At 62.6% G+C, this 16,634-nt stretch carries 20 protein-coding genes; 9 read left to right on the plus strand and 11 right to left on the minus strand.

Annotation, left to right across the window (positions count from 1 at the left end; translation table 11 throughout):
- Window positions 1-13: 13 nt before the first annotated feature.
- Window positions 14-406, plus strand: coding sequence for a response regulator (locus JZZ72_RS04700; protein WP_054914301.1), 393 nt, complete (start codon window positions 14-16; stop codon window positions 404-406).
- A 48-nt stretch (window positions 407-454) separates the two neighbouring features.
- Here JZZ72_RS04700 and csrA read toward each other — a convergent pair whose 3' ends face one another.
- The 8 genes from csrA to JZZ72_RS04740 all read right to left on the minus strand — a co-directional run bounded on the left by csrA (window position 455) and on the right by JZZ72_RS04740 (window position 6,244).
- On the minus strand, window positions 455-652 hold the full coding sequence (csrA, locus tag JZZ72_RS04705) for a carbon storage regulator CsrA (RefSeq protein ID WP_043861731.1): 198 nt from the start codon (window positions 650-652) through the stop codon (window positions 455-457).
- 315 nt (window positions 653-967) lie between these two features.
- Window positions 968-2,005 carry a DNA topoisomerase IB gene (locus JZZ72_RS04710; protein ID WP_054914302.1) on the minus strand — a complete coding sequence of 346 codons (1,038 nt, stop codon included), beginning with the start codon at window positions 2,003-2,005 and terminating at the stop codon, window positions 968-970.
- Between the two features lie 52 nt (window positions 2,006-2,057).
- On the minus strand, window positions 2,058-3,146 hold the full coding sequence (modC, locus tag JZZ72_RS04715) for a molybdenum ABC transporter ATP-binding protein (RefSeq protein WP_078481840.1): 1,089 nt from the start codon (window positions 3,144-3,146) through the stop codon (window positions 2,058-2,060).
- 3 nt (window positions 3,147-3,149) lie between these two features.
- Window positions 3,150-3,830 (minus strand): molybdate ABC transporter permease subunit, encoded by a 681-nt coding sequence (gene modB / locus JZZ72_RS04720; protein ID WP_054914304.1) that lies wholly within the window; start codon window positions 3,828-3,830, stop codon window positions 3,150-3,152.
- Window positions 3,830-4,588, minus strand: a complete 759-nt coding sequence (modA, locus tag JZZ72_RS04725) for a molybdate ABC transporter substrate-binding protein (protein ID WP_100632574.1) — start codon at window positions 4,586-4,588, stop codon at window positions 3,830-3,832. The genes modB and modA overlap by 1 nt, the downstream gene beginning before the upstream one ends.
- A 78-nt stretch (window positions 4,589-4,666) precedes the next feature.
- On the minus strand, window positions 4,667-5,740 hold the full coding sequence (locus JZZ72_RS04730; protein WP_210014106.1) for an NAD(P)H-dependent flavin oxidoreductase: 1,074 nt from the start codon (window positions 5,738-5,740) through the stop codon (window positions 4,667-4,669).
- A gap of 26 nt (window positions 5,741-5,766) precedes the next feature.
- Window positions 5,767-5,937 (minus strand): hypothetical protein, encoded by a 171-nt coding sequence (locus tag JZZ72_RS04735; protein ID WP_210014107.1) that lies wholly within the window; start codon window positions 5,935-5,937, stop codon window positions 5,767-5,769.
- Between the two features lie 4 nt (window positions 5,938-5,941).
- Window positions 5,942-6,244 carry a DUF1883 domain-containing protein gene (locus JZZ72_RS04740; protein ID WP_043861737.1) on the minus strand — a complete coding sequence of 101 codons (303 nt, stop codon included), beginning with the start codon at window positions 6,242-6,244 and terminating at the stop codon, window positions 5,942-5,944.
- Between the two features lie 155 nt (window positions 6,245-6,399).
- Between JZZ72_RS04740 and JZZ72_RS04745 the strand changes: the two genes are divergently transcribed.
- The 7 genes from JZZ72_RS04745 (at window position 6,400) to ahpF (ending at window position 13,412) form a co-directional block, all read left to right on the plus strand.
- The gene (locus JZZ72_RS04745; RefSeq protein ID WP_043861738.1) at window positions 6,400-6,753 is read left to right on the plus strand and encodes a hypothetical protein; all 354 of its coding nucleotides are present in this window, start codon (window positions 6,400-6,402) and stop codon (window positions 6,751-6,753) included.
- A gap of 146 nt (window positions 6,754-6,899) precedes the next feature.
- On the plus strand, window positions 6,900-7,550 hold the full coding sequence (locus JZZ72_RS04750) for a c-type cytochrome (protein WP_043861739.1): 651 nt from the start codon (window positions 6,900-6,902) through the stop codon (window positions 7,548-7,550).
- 62 nt (window positions 7,551-7,612) lie between these two features.
- Window positions 7,613-8,461 (plus strand): c-type cytochrome, encoded by an 849-nt coding sequence (locus JZZ72_RS04755; protein ID WP_370409331.1) that lies wholly within the window; start codon window positions 7,613-7,615, stop codon window positions 8,459-8,461.
- A gap of 195 nt (window positions 8,462-8,656) precedes the next feature.
- Window positions 8,657-9,496: a UTP--glucose-1-phosphate uridylyltransferase GalU gene (galU, locus tag JZZ72_RS04760; RefSeq protein ID WP_043861741.1), complete on the plus strand. Its 840-nt coding sequence runs from the start codon at window positions 8,657-8,659 to the stop codon at window positions 9,494-9,496.
- 98 nt (window positions 9,497-9,594) lie between these two features.
- Window positions 9,595-10,950: a glutathione-disulfide reductase gene (gene gorA, locus JZZ72_RS04765; RefSeq protein WP_054914308.1), complete on the plus strand. Its 1,356-nt coding sequence runs from the start codon at window positions 9,595-9,597 to the stop codon at window positions 10,948-10,950.
- A gap of 218 nt (window positions 10,951-11,168) precedes the next feature.
- Window positions 11,169-11,732: an alkyl hydroperoxide reductase subunit C gene (ahpC, locus tag JZZ72_RS04770; protein ID WP_043861743.1), complete on the plus strand. Its 564-nt coding sequence runs from the start codon at window positions 11,169-11,171 to the stop codon at window positions 11,730-11,732.
- A 117-nt stretch (window positions 11,733-11,849) separates the two neighbouring features.
- Complete coding sequence (gene ahpF, locus JZZ72_RS04775; protein WP_078481836.1) at window positions 11,850-13,412, plus strand: alkyl hydroperoxide reductase subunit F; 1,563 nt, start codon at window positions 11,850-11,852, stop codon at window positions 13,410-13,412.
- Between the two features lie 84 nt (window positions 13,413-13,496).
- On the opposite strand, the gene JZZ72_RS04780 is transcribed toward ahpF, so the two are convergent.
- The 3 genes from JZZ72_RS04780 to JZZ72_RS04790 form a co-directional block, all read right to left on the minus strand.
- The gene (locus tag JZZ72_RS04780; protein ID WP_054914310.1) at window positions 13,497-13,745 is read right to left on the minus strand and encodes a hypothetical protein; all 249 of its coding nucleotides are present in this window, start codon (window positions 13,743-13,745) and stop codon (window positions 13,497-13,499) included.
- A gap of 103 nt (window positions 13,746-13,848) precedes the next feature.
- On the minus strand, window positions 13,849-14,370 hold the full coding sequence (gloA, locus tag JZZ72_RS04785) for a lactoylglutathione lyase (RefSeq protein WP_043861746.1): 522 nt from the start codon (window positions 14,368-14,370) through the stop codon (window positions 13,849-13,851).
- A 219-nt stretch (window positions 14,371-14,589) separates the two neighbouring features.
- On the minus strand, window positions 14,590-14,949 hold the full coding sequence (locus JZZ72_RS04790) for a histone-like nucleoid-structuring protein, MvaT/MvaU family (protein ID WP_043861747.1): 360 nt from the start codon (window positions 14,947-14,949) through the stop codon (window positions 14,590-14,592).
- 358 nt (window positions 14,950-15,307) lie between these two features.
- Here JZZ72_RS04790 and JZZ72_RS04795 point away from each other — a divergent pair, with 358 nt between their 5' ends.
- The gene (locus tag JZZ72_RS04795; RefSeq protein WP_043861748.1) at window positions 15,308-16,597 is read left to right on the plus strand and encodes an OprD family porin; all 1,290 of its coding nucleotides are present in this window, start codon (window positions 15,308-15,310) and stop codon (window positions 16,595-16,597) included.
- The last annotated feature ends 37 nt before the right edge of the window (window positions 16,598-16,634 follow it).

Here is a 16,634-nt window from a genome sequence, read left to right on the forward strand (position 1 = left end):
TGGGCTGGCAGCCATGAGCACGATTCTGGTCGTGGACGACGAGTATGTGATCGCCGATATCCTGGGGTATGCCCTGGAGGACGCCGGCTACAAGGTCGAGAAGGCGCCCAATGGCAAGACGGCCCTGGACGTGCTGGAGAAGGTGCGAATCGACCTGGTCATCACCGACTACATGATGCCGATAATGAATGGCGAGGAGTTGGCCAAAGCGATTCGCAGCAATGCGCAGTTTGCGGACCTACCGGTCATTCTCATGAGCGGGGCCCAGGCAAGTATCGGCAAAGCCATACCTGACCTGTTTTCTGCAGTGTTCGACAAGCCGTTCGATACTGCCAGCATGGTGGCCAGGGTCAGGGCATTCATCGGTGTGGCGGAGGCCGGGCGGGATACGCCAGAGCTTCAGTGAACCGTGTTGCCGGGACCAAGCGCATCCGTGCGACTCGATTAGCCCTGGTTACTGATGATCATCCCCCTTCTCCGGCGCCGGGCTGCCGGCTTGAATGCGCTTGTAAATCTCTTCACGGTGCACCTGGACATCTTTGGGTGCATCGATGCCGATCCTCACTTGCATCCCCTTGACCCCTAGAATGGTGACCTTGATGTCATCATTGATGACGATGCTTTCGCCAACTTTGCGGGTGAGTATCAGCATGTACTTCTCCTTGGTAACTTTGAATGCCTTGCAGGCGGTAGCTGCACAGGCCGGGTGTGCGCGGTGGCACAGCCGTCTTTCCCTTCATTAAAGACGCATTCGATGGAAATTAATTCCCCGAGCACAAGATTCTGTTGAGGTCTTTAGTCACAGGTTCCGATTGGGCAGATGGGCAATTACGCACAACCGGTATCGCCCATGGACGCAAGCATAGGGGGCTTCAACGCATATGGGAAATTTCTCTGCCTGATGGGGGATATGTCTTTTTTCTATGGAACGGCGGCGTTTAAAAAGTAGGGTTATTTAATGTGCTAGTTAATGATTTTCATTCGTATCGCATGCATTCAATGTCATGAGAAAACGTGCCAGGGCCACCTCGGCCAGCTCCATGCGCTGGCGCGCCCGTGGCCGTGGCAGCGCGTGGAGCTCGCCCAGCACGAAGCGCTCCAGCAGCGCCGGGTGCACATAGCTGCGCCGGCATACGGCGGGGGTATTGCCCAGTCGCGACGCCACCTGCTTGAGCATGGCCACGATCTGTCGGCGCGCTTCGGTTTCCGGTTGCCATTGCAGCTCGCGCAGCAACTCCAGCGCCAGCGCGCTGCCGGCCCAGGTGCGATAGTCCTTGGCGGTGAAGTCGGCACCGGTCAATTGCTGCAGGTAGGCGTTCACGTCCGCCGAACCGACGGTGTGACATTGCCCCAGCGCGTCCTGCCACTGGAACAGGTCCTGGCCCGGCAGTTCCAGGCAGCGCTTGACGATGCGTGCCAGGCGCCGGTCCTTGAGGGTCACCTGGTGCTCGATGCCGCTCTTGCCGCGAAAGCGAAACCGTATTGCGCTGCCTTCGACCTGCACATGGCGAGTGCGCAGCGTGGTCAGCCCGTAGGAGCGGTTGTCGCGGGCATACTGACGGTTGCCCACGCGGATCAGCGTGTTGTCGAGCAGGCTGACCACCAGTGCCATGACCTTTTCGCGGTCCAGGCCGGGCCGCGCCAGGTGCTCGTCGAGTTGCTTGCGCAGCCTCGGCAGGCGTTTGGCGAAGGCCAGCATGCGGTCGTACTTGTGGCTGTCGCGCAGTTCGCGCCAGTCGGGGTGATAGCGGTACTGCTTGCGACCACGTGCGTCGCGTCCGGTGGCTTGCAGGTGGCCGCGCGGGTCGGCGCAGATCCATACATCGGTATAGGCCGGCGGTATGGCCAGCGCCTTGATGCGGGCCAGGGTATCCGGTGCGGTGATGCGCTGGCCGTGGGCGTCGAAATAGGCGAAGTGCTTGCGCAGCAGACGCCGATGGAAACCGGGGCGGCTGTCATCCACGTAATGCAGGCCACTGGGCAAAGGGGGCAGGTCGACACTCATGCTGGGCGCTCGCGTAGGGGCTCTGACGATGGACAGCAGCCGTTCGCGCAAGTTAGCCCAGCAATGCCACCGATTTTATCTGCGCCCACAACTGCTGGCCTTCGTGCAGCCCCAACTGGTCGCTCGAGTAGCGCGTCACCCGCGCCAGCAGGGCTGTGCCATCGGCGTCCAGGCTCACCAGCATCTGCGCCGGGTTGTCACCGGCGCGCAGCGCGCACACGCGCACCGGCAGGCGGTTGAGAATGCTCGAACGGCTGTCGTCGGCCAGGCTCAGGCTCACGTCGCGTGCCTGGACCTTGACCCGCAGGCGCGCCCCCGGGGCCAGCGCCTCGTGGGTGAGGCGCAACCTGAGGTCGCTGCCCGGCAGTTTCAGGTCCAGCAACTGGTAGGCCGCGTCGTGGGCGTCCACCTCGCCCTCGATGACCACCCCGGCGTCCTCCTGCAGGGCCAGCGGCAGGTCCAGGCGGGCCAGGGTCTGGCTGATCGGCCCGCTGGCCTGCACCTTGCCCTGTTCGAGCAGCACCAGGTGATCGGCCAGGCGCGCCACTTCGTCCTGCGCATGGCTGACGTAGATCAGCGGGATCTGCAACTGGTCGTGCAGGCGCTCCAGGTACGGCAGGATCTCGCGTTTGCGCGGGCCGTCCAGGGCTGCCAGGGGTTCGTCCATCAGCAGCACCTTGGGGCTGGTGAGCAGCGCACGGGCGATCCCCACGCGCTGTCGTTCACCGCCCGACAGGGTGTCCGGCTTGCGCGCGAGCAGGTGGCTGATGCCCAGCAGCTCGCAGGCGTGCTCCAGGCCGACCTGGCGCTGGTGCTGGGCGATGCGTCGCCAGCCGAAGATCAGGTTGTTCTTCACGCTCAGGTGGGGGAACAGGCTGGCTTCCTGGAACACATAGCCGATGGGGCGCTGGTGGGGCGGCATGAAATACTGGCGTGCGGAATCCTGCCAGACCTCGCCATTGACCTCGATGTAGGCCTGGTCGGCCCGCTCCAGGCCTGCCAGGCAGCGCAGGCAGGTGGTCTTGCCCGAGCCCGAATGGCCGAACAGGGCGCTGACACCGCGCCCGGGCAGTTGCAGGTCGACATCCAGTCGGAAATCGTCGAAGGCCACCTGCAACCGGGCCTGGATCAATGCACTCATCGGTCAGCTCCAGGCCGGCTTGCCGCGGCGGCTGGCGTACAGCGCCAGCAGCACCAGGAACGAGAACACCAGCATGGCGCCGGCCAGCCAGTGGGCCTGCATGTACTCCATGGCCTCGACATGGTCGAAGATCTGCACGGAAACCACGCGGGTCTTGTCGGGAATATTGCCGCCGATCATCAGCACCACGCCGAACTCGCCGACGGTGTGGGCAAAGCCCAGGATGCTCGCGGTAATGAAGCCAGGGCGGGCCAGGGGCAGCACCACGCTGAAAAAGCAGTCCCACGGGCTGGCGCGCAAGGTGGCAGCCACCTCCAGCGGGCGCTCGCCAATGGCGCTGAAGGCGTTTTGCAGCGGTTGCACCACGAACGGCATCGAGTACACCACCGACCCGATCACCAGGCCTGTGAAACTGAACACCACGGTGCCCAGGCCCAGCGCCTGGGTGGCCTGGCCAAGCCAGCCGTGGGGGCCCAGTGCGATCAGCAGATAGAAGCCGATCACCGTGGGCGGCAACACCAGGGGCAAGGCCACGATCGCCCCGATCGGCCCGCGCAGCCAGGAGCGCGTGCGCGCCAGCCACCAGGCGATCGGGGTGCCGATCAGCAGCAGGATCAGGGTAGTCAGCGACGCCAGCTTGAACGTCAGCCAGATGGCGCCCAGGTCGCTGGCGTCCAGTGGCATCAGAGTTCGTAGCCGTACGACTTGATCACTTCAGCGGCCTTGGGGCCCTTGAGGTAATCGACCAGCGCCTTGGCGGCGGCGTTGTCCTTGCCCTTGTTGAGAATCACAGCGTCCTGTTTGATCGGGTCGTGCAGGTTGGCTGGCACGATCCAGGCCGAGCCGTTGCTGACCTTGCCGTCCTTGTAGATCTGCGACAGGGCCACGAAGCCCAGCTCGGCGTTGCCGGTGGAAACGAACTGGAACGCCTGGGTGATGTTCTGGCCTTCGACCAACTTGCCCTTGGTGGCCTCGGTCAGGTTCAGCTTGGCCAGTACCTGCGTGGCGGCCAGGCCGTAGGGCGCGGCCTTGGGGTTGGCGATGGACAGGTGCTTGTAGTCGTTTTTCTTCAGGACTTCGCCCTTGTCATCCACATAGCCCGCTTTGGGCGACCACAGCGCCAGGGTGCCGATGGCGTAGGTAAAGCGCGAGCCCTTGACGGTTTCGCCTTCGTTCTCGAGTTTTTCGGGGGTGGTGTCGTCGGCCGACAGGAACACCTCGAAGGGCGCGCCATTCTTGATCTGCGCGTAGAACTGCCCGGTAGCGCCGAAGGAGGCGACCAGCTTGTGGCCGGTGTCCTTTTCGAAATCCTTGGCAATAGCCTGGATGGGCGCGGTGAAGTTGGCCGCGACGGCCACCTGGACTTCATCGGCCCAGGCGCTGTTGAGGGTCAGCATGCCGAATACGGCGGTCAGGGCAAAACGAGGGGCGCGCATTCTCATCAAACAGCTCCATGTGCATGAGGTAATCGTTATGCATTGGAATATATAGCGATTGCCCGACAAACGGAAAGATCTGTTTTACCGGGACATCAATGCCAGCGCCTTTTCTGCCAGTTGGCGCGTCAGTTCGGCCGCCGGCAGGGCTTGGCCAAGGCGCAGCGCCTGGCCGGCCCACAGGTTGCTGAAATCGCTGTTGCCCTGCGGCTCGCTGATGGCGCGAAGGGGCATCAAGGCGCCGCCGGCCAGGGGGAAGGCAGGGGCCAGGGGGCTCATCGGGCCCAACTCACGCATGATGCGGGTATTGATGCCGCGTGCCGGGCGCCCGGTAAACAGGTTGGTGAGCGCGGTATCGCTGGCCTGTGCGCTGTGCAGTGCCTGGCGATGCGCGGCCGAAACCTTGGCCTCGGGGCAGAACAGGTAGGCGGTGCCCAGCTGAACGGCCGAGGCGCCCAGTGCGAAGGCCGCCACAACACCGCGGGCATCGCCGATGCCGCCAGCCGCGATCACCGGCACCTTGACCGCATCGGCCACCTGGGGCACCAGCGCCAGGGTGCCGATCTGGGTGGTGAGGTCATCGCTCAGGAACATGCCGCGGTGCCCACCTGCTTCATAGCCCATGGCGATGATCGCGTCGCAGCCATTGGCTTCGAGCCAGCGTGCTTCCTCGACCGTGGTGGCACTGGACAGTACCTTGGCCCCGCTGGCCTTGACCCGTGCCAGAAGTTCGGGCGCAGGCAGGCCGAAGTGAAAGCTCACCACTGCAGGCTTGCAGTCTTCCACCAGCGCACAGCCCGCCGCGTCGAAGGGCGCGCGATTGGAGACCGGGGTGGTGGCGCCGAAGTCGGCACCCACTTCTTCGTAGTACGGCTTGAGTGCCTGCTTCCAGCGGATTGCACGTTCGCCATCGGCGGCGGGTGGCCGATGGCAGAAGAAATTGAGGTTGAGCGGGCCGCGACTGGCCTGGCTGAAGGTCGCGATTTCCTGGCGTATCTGCTCGGGGGTGAGCATCGCGCATGGCAGCGAGCCCAGCCCCCCGGCGTTACTGACCGCGATGGCCATGGCCGACCCCGTGGCGCCCGCCATCGGTGCCTGGATGATGGGCAACTCGATACCGAGCAGGTCGAGGATACGTGGGTCCGGCCATTGGCTCATCGCGGGGCTCCTTGTGTGGGCGTGGGTTACAGCGCCTTGCTTACCTTGATGTCGGTGATCTTGCTGAAGTCTTCGCCGTGCAGTTTGCGCAAGGCTTCCTCGAGCTGCTGTGGCGCCGTGCTGCTGAGCACGGCGAAGTCGAAACGACGCTCGCCGTCGAGGTTGTACTTGATGACGTACTTGATGTTTTCGCTCATGGGGTTATCTCAGCTTCGACGACGAACGGCGGATGATCTTGATCGTGTGGGTGAAGGTCGGCTTGCTTACCGCCGACAGGGCACGCGGGCCGACGGTGTCGATGGTGATGTTCCAGAAGCCGTCGCTGGGCACGGTGATCTTCGCCGGGAAGTCGACGAAGGCGCCGCCGTGATAGGTATGCCGGCCGCCATTCTTGAAGCTGCGGAAGTTGGCATCGTTCATCAGGCGGATATTGCAGCGCTGGGAGCAGTGGATGACGACGATGTCGTCTTCATTGAGGTGCTCGCGCTGGTGTACGAATTTCATGTCGCTCTCCGCAAGGGATCTTTTGGCAAATCAAAACGATAGCACGATGTCGGGTTACACTGTGGGGCTGAGTGCCAAGGCCAGAGATAAAACTGCCAATCCAGGGAGCAAATCGGCCTGGCCATGGTCCAACGGTTTTTTATGGAGGGGTACCGATGAAATGGGTTGTACCAGCGCTGGCAGTTGCGCTGACCGGTTGTGCCAATGTAGCCGAAATCGAACAGAGCCCCGAGACCATGAGCGTGATCTCGGGCAAGTCGCCACGCGAGTTTGCCACCTGCGTTCAGCAAAAACTGGCTGATAGCCGTGGCCCGCTGACCATCGAGGAGCGGGGTAGCGGCCTGCGCGTGGTGGTTCCGCAGAAGCTCTCGGACAAGTCCCCGGCTGCAGTGCTGGAGATCAGCGAGCGCTCGAGTGGCAGCGCGGTCAAGTTGCATGAGCGGTTGAGCAATTTTCCCCTGCGCCCGGGGGATGTCAAAGCGGCTGTGAGCGTGTGCATCTCCAAGTGATTGCGTGAGCCGCGTTTAAACGATTCAGTGGTTGTCCCTGCATTTTTCTGTGCCTGCCCGCGTTGTAGCGCTGGCCGGATAGGCCTAGTATCGGTAGGCTTATATTTTATAAGTCTAAGCTTATAACAAGAAAAATGGAGTCCGTGATGATCCCACTGGATCGAATCCTGATAGGCAGCCTGCTGTTGCTTTCAATGCAAGCCGCCACTGCCGCCGATGGCCAGAAAATATTCACCCAGGGAGGGGAGAACCCCTCTGCCATGGCCTGCATGAGCTGCCATGGCCCCGATGGCCTGGGCATGGCCGCCGCCGGCTTCCCACGCCTGGCTGGCCTGCCGGCCGCCTATGTGAGCAAACAGCTCAAGGACTTTCGTGACGGCAGCCGCAAGCAGCCGATCATGGAGCCGCTGGCCAAGGCCCTGAGCGACGCCGAGATCAGCGCCATCAGCGCCACGCTGGCGGCAATGCCGGTACCGCCCACCCCTGATACCCGTCGCCAGCAGATGGCAACCGACCCGGTCGAGTCGCTGGCGCTTTACGGCGACTGGAGCCGAGGCATCCCCGGGTGCGTGCAATGTCACGGGCCGGGTGGTGTGGGGGTAGGCGAGCACTTTCCGCCATTGGCCCACCAGCCTGCCAGCTACCTGGCCGGGCAACTTGACGCATGGCGCGACGGCCGGCGCAGCAACGACCCTAACCAGTTGATGGTCGGTGTCGCCAAGGCCCTGACCGATACCGAGGTCAAGGCGCTGGCTGAATACTTTGCCACCCGCGCCAGCCAGGAGGCCGCCAAATGAATCGCTTGCTACTCACTACCCTGACCCTGTTCATGGGCGGCGTTCAGGCGGCCCCGATCGCCATGGAAGACCAGTCGCAACTGAAAGTGGCGCCGGCCAGCACGCCGGCCAGCTTCAAGCCCCCCGCCGAAAGCGAGTTGCCCGACAACGCCTTCGGCAAGATGGTGCGCGACGGCTATGCGCTGTTCGTCGACACCAAGCGCCTGGCCCCCGAGTATGTGGGCAACGGCCTGAACTGCAGCAACTGCCACCTGGATCAGGGACGGCTGGCGCATTCGGCGCCGCTGTGGGGGGCTTACCCGATGTACCCTGCCTATCGCAAGAAAAACGACAAGGTCAACACCTTTGCCGAGCGTATCCAGGGCTGCTTCCAGTTCAGCATGAACGGCAAGCCGCCGGCGGCCGACAGCCCCGAGATGACGGCGTTGTCGGTGTATGCCTACTGGCTGGCGAGCAAGGCACCGATCGGCGTCGAGACACCGGGGCGTGGCTACCCGGAGGTCGACAAGCCTGCGCAGGGCTATGACATCAAGCGCGGTGCCCAGGTGTATCAGCAGCAGTGCGCCATCTGCCACGGCGACAGCGGCCAGGGCCAGAAGGTGGCCAAGGACTATGTGATGCCACCGCTGTGGGGCAAGGACTCCTACAACTGGGGTGCCGGCATGCACCGCATCAACACGGCGGCCTCGTTCATCAAGCACAACATGCCGCTGGGCAAGCCAGGCACGCTGACCGACCAGCAGGCCTGGGACGTGGCGGCCTTCATCAACGCGCATGAGCGCCCTCAGGACCCGCGCCTGGTCGAAGGCTCGGTGGAAAAAACCCGGCTCAAGTTCCACGCCAATGACGGCGTCAACCTCTATGGCCAGAAGGTCGACGGGGTGCTGATCGGGCAGGGCACAGGCGGCTAGAACGCTCGCCCATCCGCGTATCCAGGCCTGCCTGCGGGCCTGGATACGCGGATTATTTGCAACCTGCGGGAACTATCTACACTGAGTTTTTCTCTATCATTCATTCGGCCGGGCCACGGGGGCATTGTAAGCGCATCGCCGCCTGATTAGACTGCGCCGAATTTCGTACTGCACAGCCCCTTGTTAAGGACGTTTATGATCAAGAAATGCTTGTTCCCGGCAGCCGGTTACGGCACCCGCTTCCTGCCAGCAACCAAAGCCATGCCAAAGGAAATGCTGCCAGTGGTGAACAAGCCACTGATCCAGTACGGCGTTGAAGAAGCGCTGGACGCTGGGTTGAACGAAATCTCCATTGTCACCGGCCGCGGCAAGCGCGCTCTGGAAGACCATTTCGACATCAGCTACGAGCTGGAAAACCAGATCAAGGGCACCGACAAGGAAAAGTACCTGGTCGGTATTCGTCGCCTGCTCGATGAGTGCTCGTTCTCCTACACCCGCCAGACCGAAATGAAAGGCCTGGGCCACGCGATCCTGACCGGTCGCCCGCTGATCGGTGACGAGCCGTTTGCCGTGGTGCTGGCCGACGACCTGTGCGTCAACCTCGACGGTGACGGCGTGCTCAAGCAGATGGTCAAGCTGTACAAGCAGTACCGCTGCACCATCGTTGCGATCATGGAAGTCGACCCGCAGGAAACCAGCAAGTATGGCGTGATCGCCGGCGACCTGATCGGCGACGACCTGTACCGTGTACGCAACATGGTCGAGAAGCCAAAGCCGGAAGACGCCCCGTCGAACCTGGCGATCATCGGCCGCTACATCATGACCCCGGACATCTTCAAGCTGATCGAAGAGACCGAGCCGGGCAAGGGCGGTGAAATCCAGATCACCGACGCCCTGATGAAGCAGGCCCAGGACGGCTGCGTGATTGCCTACAAGTTCAAGGGCAAGCGTTTCGACTGCGGTGGCGCCGAGGGTTACATCGACGCGACCAACTTCTGTTTCGAAAATTTCTACAAGACCGGCAAGGCCTACTGAGTTCACTCGGTCGGTTGCGTCACAAAGCCACCTTCGGGTGGCTTTTTTGTTTATGGGCCTGGCTGGCGGTATGCTGGCGGCCTGCCAAGGAGACTGATATGGCCTACGATTTTGATCTGTTCGTGATTGGCGCCGGTTCCGGCGGTGTGCGTGCAGCACGTTTTGCTGCCGGTTTCGGCGCAAAAGTGGCGGTGGTCGAAAGCCGCTACCTGGGCGGCACGTGTGTCAACGTCGGCTGCGTGCCGAAAAAACTGCTGGTGTACGGCGCGCACTTTGCCGATGACTTCGAGCAGGCGGCAGGCTACGGCTGGTCGCTGGAAGATGCACAGTTCGACTGGGCACAGCTGATCGCCAACAAGAACCGTGAAATCGAGCGGCTCAACGGCATCTACCGCAACCTGCTGGTCAACAGTGGCGTGACCCTGCTCGAAGGCCACGGCCGCCTCACCGGGCCCCATGAGGTCGAGGTGGACGGCACGCGCTACAGCGCGAAGAACATCCTGATCGCCACCGGCGGCTGGCCACAGATTCCGGACATCCCCGGGCGCGAGCTGGCCATCAGTTCCAACGAGGCGTTCTACCTCAAGACCTTGCCCAAGCGTGTGCTGGTGGTGGGGGGTGGTTACATCGCGGTGGAGTTCGCCGGAATCTTCCAGGGGCTGGGCGCCAAGACCAGCTTGCTCTACCGGGGCGACCTGTTCCTGCGCGGCTTCGATGGCGCAGTGCGCACGCACCTGAAGGAAGAGCTGGAAAAACGCGGTCTCGACCTGCAGTTCAACAGCGACATCCAGCGTATCGACCAGCAGCCCGATGGCAGCCTCAAGGCGACCCTCAAGGATGGTCGCGAGCTGATTGCCGACTGCGTGTTCTACGCCACCGGCCGGCGCCCCATGCTCGACAACCTGGGGCTTGAGAACACCGAAGTGCAACTGGACAAGCGCGGCTACGTGCAGGTCGATGACCAGTACCAGACCGACGAGCCGTCGATTCTGGCCATTGGCGATGTGATCGGCCGCGTGCAGCTCACTCCGGTGGCCCTGGCCGAAGGCATGGCCGTGGCGCGGCGCCTGTTCAAGCCGGAGCAGTATCGCCCGGTGGATTACCGGAACATCCCGACGGCGGTGTTCAGTCAGCCGCCGATCGGCACCGTGGGCCTGACCGAGGAGCAGGCGCTGGAGGCGGGGCACAAGGTGCAGATCTTCGAAAGCCGCTTCCGGCCAATGAAGCTGACCCTCACCGACGTGCAGGAGAAGACCCTGATGAAACTGGTGGTCGATGCCGACACCGACCGCGTGCTGGGCTGTCACATGGTCGGGCCGGATGCCGGCGAGATCATCCAGGGCCTGGGCATCGCGCTCAAGGCCGGGGCGACCAAGCAGCAGTTCGACGAAACCATCGGTGTGCACCCGACAGCCGCGGAGGAGTTCGTGACCCTGCGTACGCCTACGCGCTAAGCGGTGCTTCCAGCGCGGGTCCAGCCCCCTCCCACAGCGATTGCAACGGTCTTTGTGGGAGCGGGCTTGGCCCGCGATCGCATCAACATAAATCGTCTATCTGTACTGAGCTTTATAGCCAAAACCAATCACCAGCATCAGCTTTGCCAATGAGCGCTATCGGCGATGAATGGTTAGGATTCTCCCATCAAGTTTTTCAACCCTGAGGAGAGTCACCGATGCCTATCATCAACAGCCAGGTCAAACCGTTCAACGCTACTGCCTACCACAACGGCGAATTCGTCCCTGTTTCCGAAGCCGACCTGAAGGGCAAGTGGTCCGTGGTGTTCTTCTACCCGGCCGACTTCACCTTCGTCTGCCCGACCGAACTGGGCGACCTGGCCGACAACTACGCTGAATTCAAGAAGCTGGGCGTGGAAATCTACGGTGTGTCGACCGACACCCACTTCACCCACAAAGCCTGGCACGACACCTCGGAAACCATCGGCAAGATCCAGTATCCGCTGATCGGTGACCCGACCCACGTCATCTCGCGCAACTTCGACGTGCTGATCGAAGAAGCCGGCCTGGCCGACCGCGGTACCTTCGTGATCAACCCTGAAGGCCAGATCAAGATCGTCGAACTCAACGACGGCGGTGTAGGCCGTGATGCCAGCGAGCTGCTGCGCAAGGTCAAGGCTGCCCAGTACGTCGCTGCCCACCCAGGCGAAGTCTGCCCGGCCAAGTGGAAAGAAGGCGAAGCTACCCTGGCGCCATCGCTGGACCTGGTCGGCAAGATCTAAGACCGTGAACCAGCCGAGGGCGGGCCACCGCACCTGAAGTCTGTCCCGCCCCGCAAAACGCCCGGGCGACTCTGCCCGGGCGTTGTTTTTTCTACCGTTTGAAAAGGAATCGCCCGTATGTTGGACGCCACGCTTAAAACTCAGTTGAAAGCCTACCTGGAGCGGGTCACCCAGCCGATCGAGATCGTTGCCTCCCTCGACGACGGCGCGAAGTCCCGTGAAATGCACGACCTGCTGCGGGAAATCGCCAGCCTGTCGGATCTGATTACCTTGCGCGAGGACGGTGCCGACGCCCGTCGCCCGTCGTTCTCGCTCAATCGCCCGGGGGGCGATATCAGCCTGCGCTTTGCCGGCATCCCCATGGGCCACGAATTCACCTCGCTGGTGCTGGCGCTGCTGCAAGTCGGTGGCCACCCCTCCAAGGCGAGCGCCGAGCTGATCGAACAGGTCGCCGGGCTCAAGGGTGAGTTCAACTTCGAAACCTACTTCTCGCTGTCGTGCCAGAACTGCCCGGACGTGGTGCAGGCGCTGAACCTGATGGCGGTACTCAACCCCAGCGTGCGCCATGTGGCCATCGACGGCGCGCTGTTCCAGGCCGAAGTCGAGGCACGCCAGGTGATGGCAGTGCCCAGCGTCTACCTCAATGGCGAGGTGTTCGGCCAGGGCCGCATGGGTCTGGAGGAGATCGTCGCCAAGCTCGACACCGGCACCAGCGAGCGCCAGGCCGAGAAACTCAACGCCAAGGACGCCTTCGACGTGCTGGTGGTCGGTGGTGGGCCGGCAGGCGCGGCAGCAGCGATCTACGCGGCCCGCAAAGGCATTCGCACCGGCGTGGCTGCCGAGCGCTTCGGCGGGCAGGTGCTGGACACCATGGCCATCGAGAACTTCATCTCCGTGCAGGAGACCGAAGGGCCGAAGCTGGCCACGGCGCTGGAAGAGCATGTCAAGCAGTACGACGTCGACATCATGAACCTGCAGCGCGCCGATGCGCTGGTGCCGGGCCAGGACGGCGCGCTGCACCAGGTGCGCATGGCCAACGGTGCCACGCTCAAGGCCAAGACCGTGATCCTGGCCACCGGCGCACGCTGGCGCGAGATGAACGTGCCGGGCGAAAAGGAGTACCGCAGCCGTGGCGTGGCCTACTGCCCGCACTGCGACGGCCCGCTGTTCAAGGGCAAGCGTGTGGCGGTGATCGGTGGTGGCAACTCCGGTGTGGAGGCGGCCATCGACCTGGCCGGCATCGTCGCCCATGTCACGCTGATCGAGTTCGACAGCCAGTTGCGTGCCGACGCGGTGCTGCAGCGCAAGCTGCACAGCCTGGCCAACGTGACCGTGATCACCAGCGCCTTGACCACCGAAGTGCTGGGCGACGGCCAGAAGGTCAACGGGCTGCGCTACAAGGACCGCAACAGCGACGTGCAGCATGACATCGCGCTGGAAGGGATCTTCGTCCAGATCGGCCTGCTGCCCAACACCGATTGGCTCAAGGGCACCCTCGAACTGTCGCCCCGTGGCGAGATCATTGTCGATGCGCGGGGCCAGACCAGCGTGCCGGGCGTGTTTGCCGCTGGTGACGTGACCACGGTGCCCTACAAACAGATCGTGATCGCGGTGGGTGAGGGGGCCAAGGCGTCGCTGGCAGCGTTCGACCACCTGATCCGTACCAGCGCTCCGGCCTGAGGCGCATCGCCGGCCTTGCCGGCCTGTGACGGTGCAACAACGCAAAAGCCCTGACAGGTCAGCCTGTCAGGGCTTTTGCGTGGCCTATTCGAACAGCGACCGGCCCTTGTCCAGTTGCTGGTCGACCAGCGACTTGCCCAGTGCAATCGACGCGCGCTGGGCGTTTTCCAGGTCGGCCAGAAACAGCGGCGCGTGGGCACACAATCGCCGGGTGCTGTGCTTGTCTGGGGAGGTGATGCGGCATCCGACTTCGAACGGCAGGGGAATGCCGGCATGCGGAACCACGTTTGCCGTGACCGTGTAGTTGCGGTGGACACATTCAAGGGTGTGCATGAGCGCTACCTCGCTGTGGTGGCTTCAACCGGTATCAGCTCCGGTATACCACAGCCAGGTGCGCCGGGGCGGCGCGCCGACGAGCGCGCCCCCGGGGCCGCTGTCAGAACTCGGTCGGCTGGATGATCTCTACCCAGTAATCGTCCGGGTCCTTGATGAAGGCCAGGTGCTTCATGCGCCCGTCGCTCAGGCGCTTCTGGAAGTTCACGCCCAGTTGTTCGAAGCGCTCGCAGGCCGCACGGATGTCCGGTACGGCAATGCAGATATGGCCGAAACCGCGCGGGTCGGTGTTGCCGTTGTGGTAGGCGAACGCGGGATCGTTTTCGGTGCCGTGGTTGTGGGTCAGTTCGAGGATGCCCGGGATCGACTTCATCCACTCGGTACGCTTGGCCGGGTCGGCCGGAATCTGCGCCTTGTCCACCAGCGCCAGGAAGTACAGGCTGAATTCGGCTTCCGGGAAGTCGCGTTTTTCCACGAGGCTGAAGCCCAGAACGCGGGTGTAGAAGTCCAGGGACTTGGCGACGTCCTTGACCCGCAGCATGGTGTGGTTGAACACGAAGTTGTGGGTCGCGGCATCCGGTTGCGCGGTGACGCCGGGGAGGGTGTCGAGGTTTTGCAGGCTCATGGGCACTCCGCAGATAGGGCCGGCGCTTGGCGCGCCAGCAAAACAGTCAGGGAGCAATGATACGGAACTGAAGCGATTGCGCAAACGGTTTGCGCCCCGTCGGCCAGGCCTGACGGGGCGCAAGAATTAGAAGCCCGCCGAAGCGGGCGTATGGGGCGCTAATCCTTTAGCAGTCTTCATCCTGAGCCAGTACATGTGAAAAAAGTGTGAAGTACTATTTCACTTGCGCAACCAGCTGTCGACTGTCTGTGCGCCGTACTCCTGCTTCCATGCCTTGAGGCCGTGATGATTGCCGCCCTTGGTTTCGATCAGCTCGCCGGTATGCGGGTTTTCATAGACTTTCACCACGCGCGCACGGCGTTGTTTGGGCGCGCTGGCAGGCCGGCGCGTAGTGGCCGCCGGGTCGAGAATATTGATGATGTCGCGCAAGCCCTTGTCATAGGTTTTCATCAGGCTGACAAGTTTCTGCTCGAATTCGATTTCCCGTTTGAGGCCGGCGTCTTTTTTCAGTGCCTCCAGTTGAGCAAGCTGTTCCTGAAGGGCTTTTTCGGCAGCACGAAACTCTGCAAGTCTGGACACTGTCATCTCTCCTGTTGGTCGGTAAGGGCCGTGCGCGGCGCAACCGCTTGAGGCCGCTATTGATGCCGCGTCACCGGGTAGAAAACAAACAACACAGTAAAAAGAGTGTAGTCAATCGCCCTGCGATAAACATCAAACTTTTACGACAACACACTACGGAACTTTCTTATTGCACAGTGCTCGCCACACTAAAGAATTAATTACCGCATCGGCATCTGTTCTAGACCATGGTCCAATGGCCCGTGCCAGAGCGCTTTGGAGACAATAAGCGGTCGCTGCCTAGTTGTGTGCAGCGGCCCTTGCCCAGCCCCGTCGGGGCTGATGGATACCTTGCCCTTCGTTCTGGATACTGCTTTTCATGCGTGCCCCAACTCCCTTCATTGCCCAACGCCCGGTGGTCGGCGCGTTGTTGTCCTTCGTTACTGTTTCGGCCCAGGCCAGTGGTTTCCTGCAAGACAGCAGTGTCAACATCGAGGCGCGCAATGTGTATTTCAATCGTGACTTTCGTGACGGTCACACCGCCTCCTCCCAGGGCGCGTCGAAACGTGAAGAGTGGGCGCAGGGCTTCATACTCAACGCGCAGTCCGGGTATACCCAGGGCACCGTGGGCTTTGGTATCGATGCGCTGGGCATGCTGGGTTTCAAACTCGATTCCAGCCCGGCCGACAGCAACAGCGGGCTGCTGCCTTCCAGCGGCCACAACCCGCGCCATTCGGCCGATCAGTACGCAAAACTGGGTGTGGCCGGCAAGGTGCGTTACTCGCAGACCGTATTGAAATACGGTGCCATGCTGCCGGACATGCCGCTGCTCAAGTACAACGACGGGCGCCTGTTGCCCACCATGTTCCATGGCGCGATGCTGACGTCCAGAGAGGTCGACAACCTCACCTTCAGCGCCGCGCGGCTCGACAAGTACACCGCCCGCGATTCGACCGACCAGCAAGATATCCGCGTGCACTGCAAGAACAAGCGCTATGCCTGCGACACCCGCGCCGACCACTTCGACACGGCCGGGCTGGAGTACCGCTTCAACGAGCACCTGAGCGCGCAGTACCAGGTGGCCAAGCTCGAAAACATCTATCGCCAGCATTTCCTCGGGCTGGTGGCCAGCCAGCCCTTGAGCGTGGGCCGCCTCTCGGCCGACCTGCGCCTGATCAAGAGCGACGACATCGGTCGTGCCCGTGCCGGCGACATCGACCACCGTGCCTTCAGCGCCATGCTTGGCTACAGCCTGGGCGGGCACAAGCTCAGCGCCGGCTGGCAGCGCATGTACGGCGAGAACGCCATGCCGTACCTCGATGGCAGCAACCCCTACCTGGTCAACTACGCCCAGGTCAACGACTTCGCTGCGGCCCAGGAGCGGTCCTGGCAGGTGCGCTACGACTACGACTTCAAGGCAGTAGGGCTCGAAGGCCTGAGCTTCCTGACCCGCTACATCAGCGGCGATCACGTCAAGGTGCCGGGCAGCCCGGCACAGGGCAAGGAATGGGAGCGCGACAGCGAACTCAAGTACCAGGTGCAGAGCGGCACCTTCAAGGACGTCAGCGTGCGCCTGCGCAACTCAACCTACCGCAGCAACTACGAGAAATTCGCCCGCGACATGGATGAGACCCGGGTGATCGTCAGCTACAACTTCTCCGTACTGTAGGCGCAGGCTTTGCCAAGTGGCGCGGGCCGGCCGACAA

The organism is Pseudomonas palmensis, assembly GCF_017848315.1.
Classification (GTDB): Bacteria; Pseudomonadota; Gammaproteobacteria; order Pseudomonadales; family Pseudomonadaceae; genus Aquipseudomonas; species Aquipseudomonas palmensis.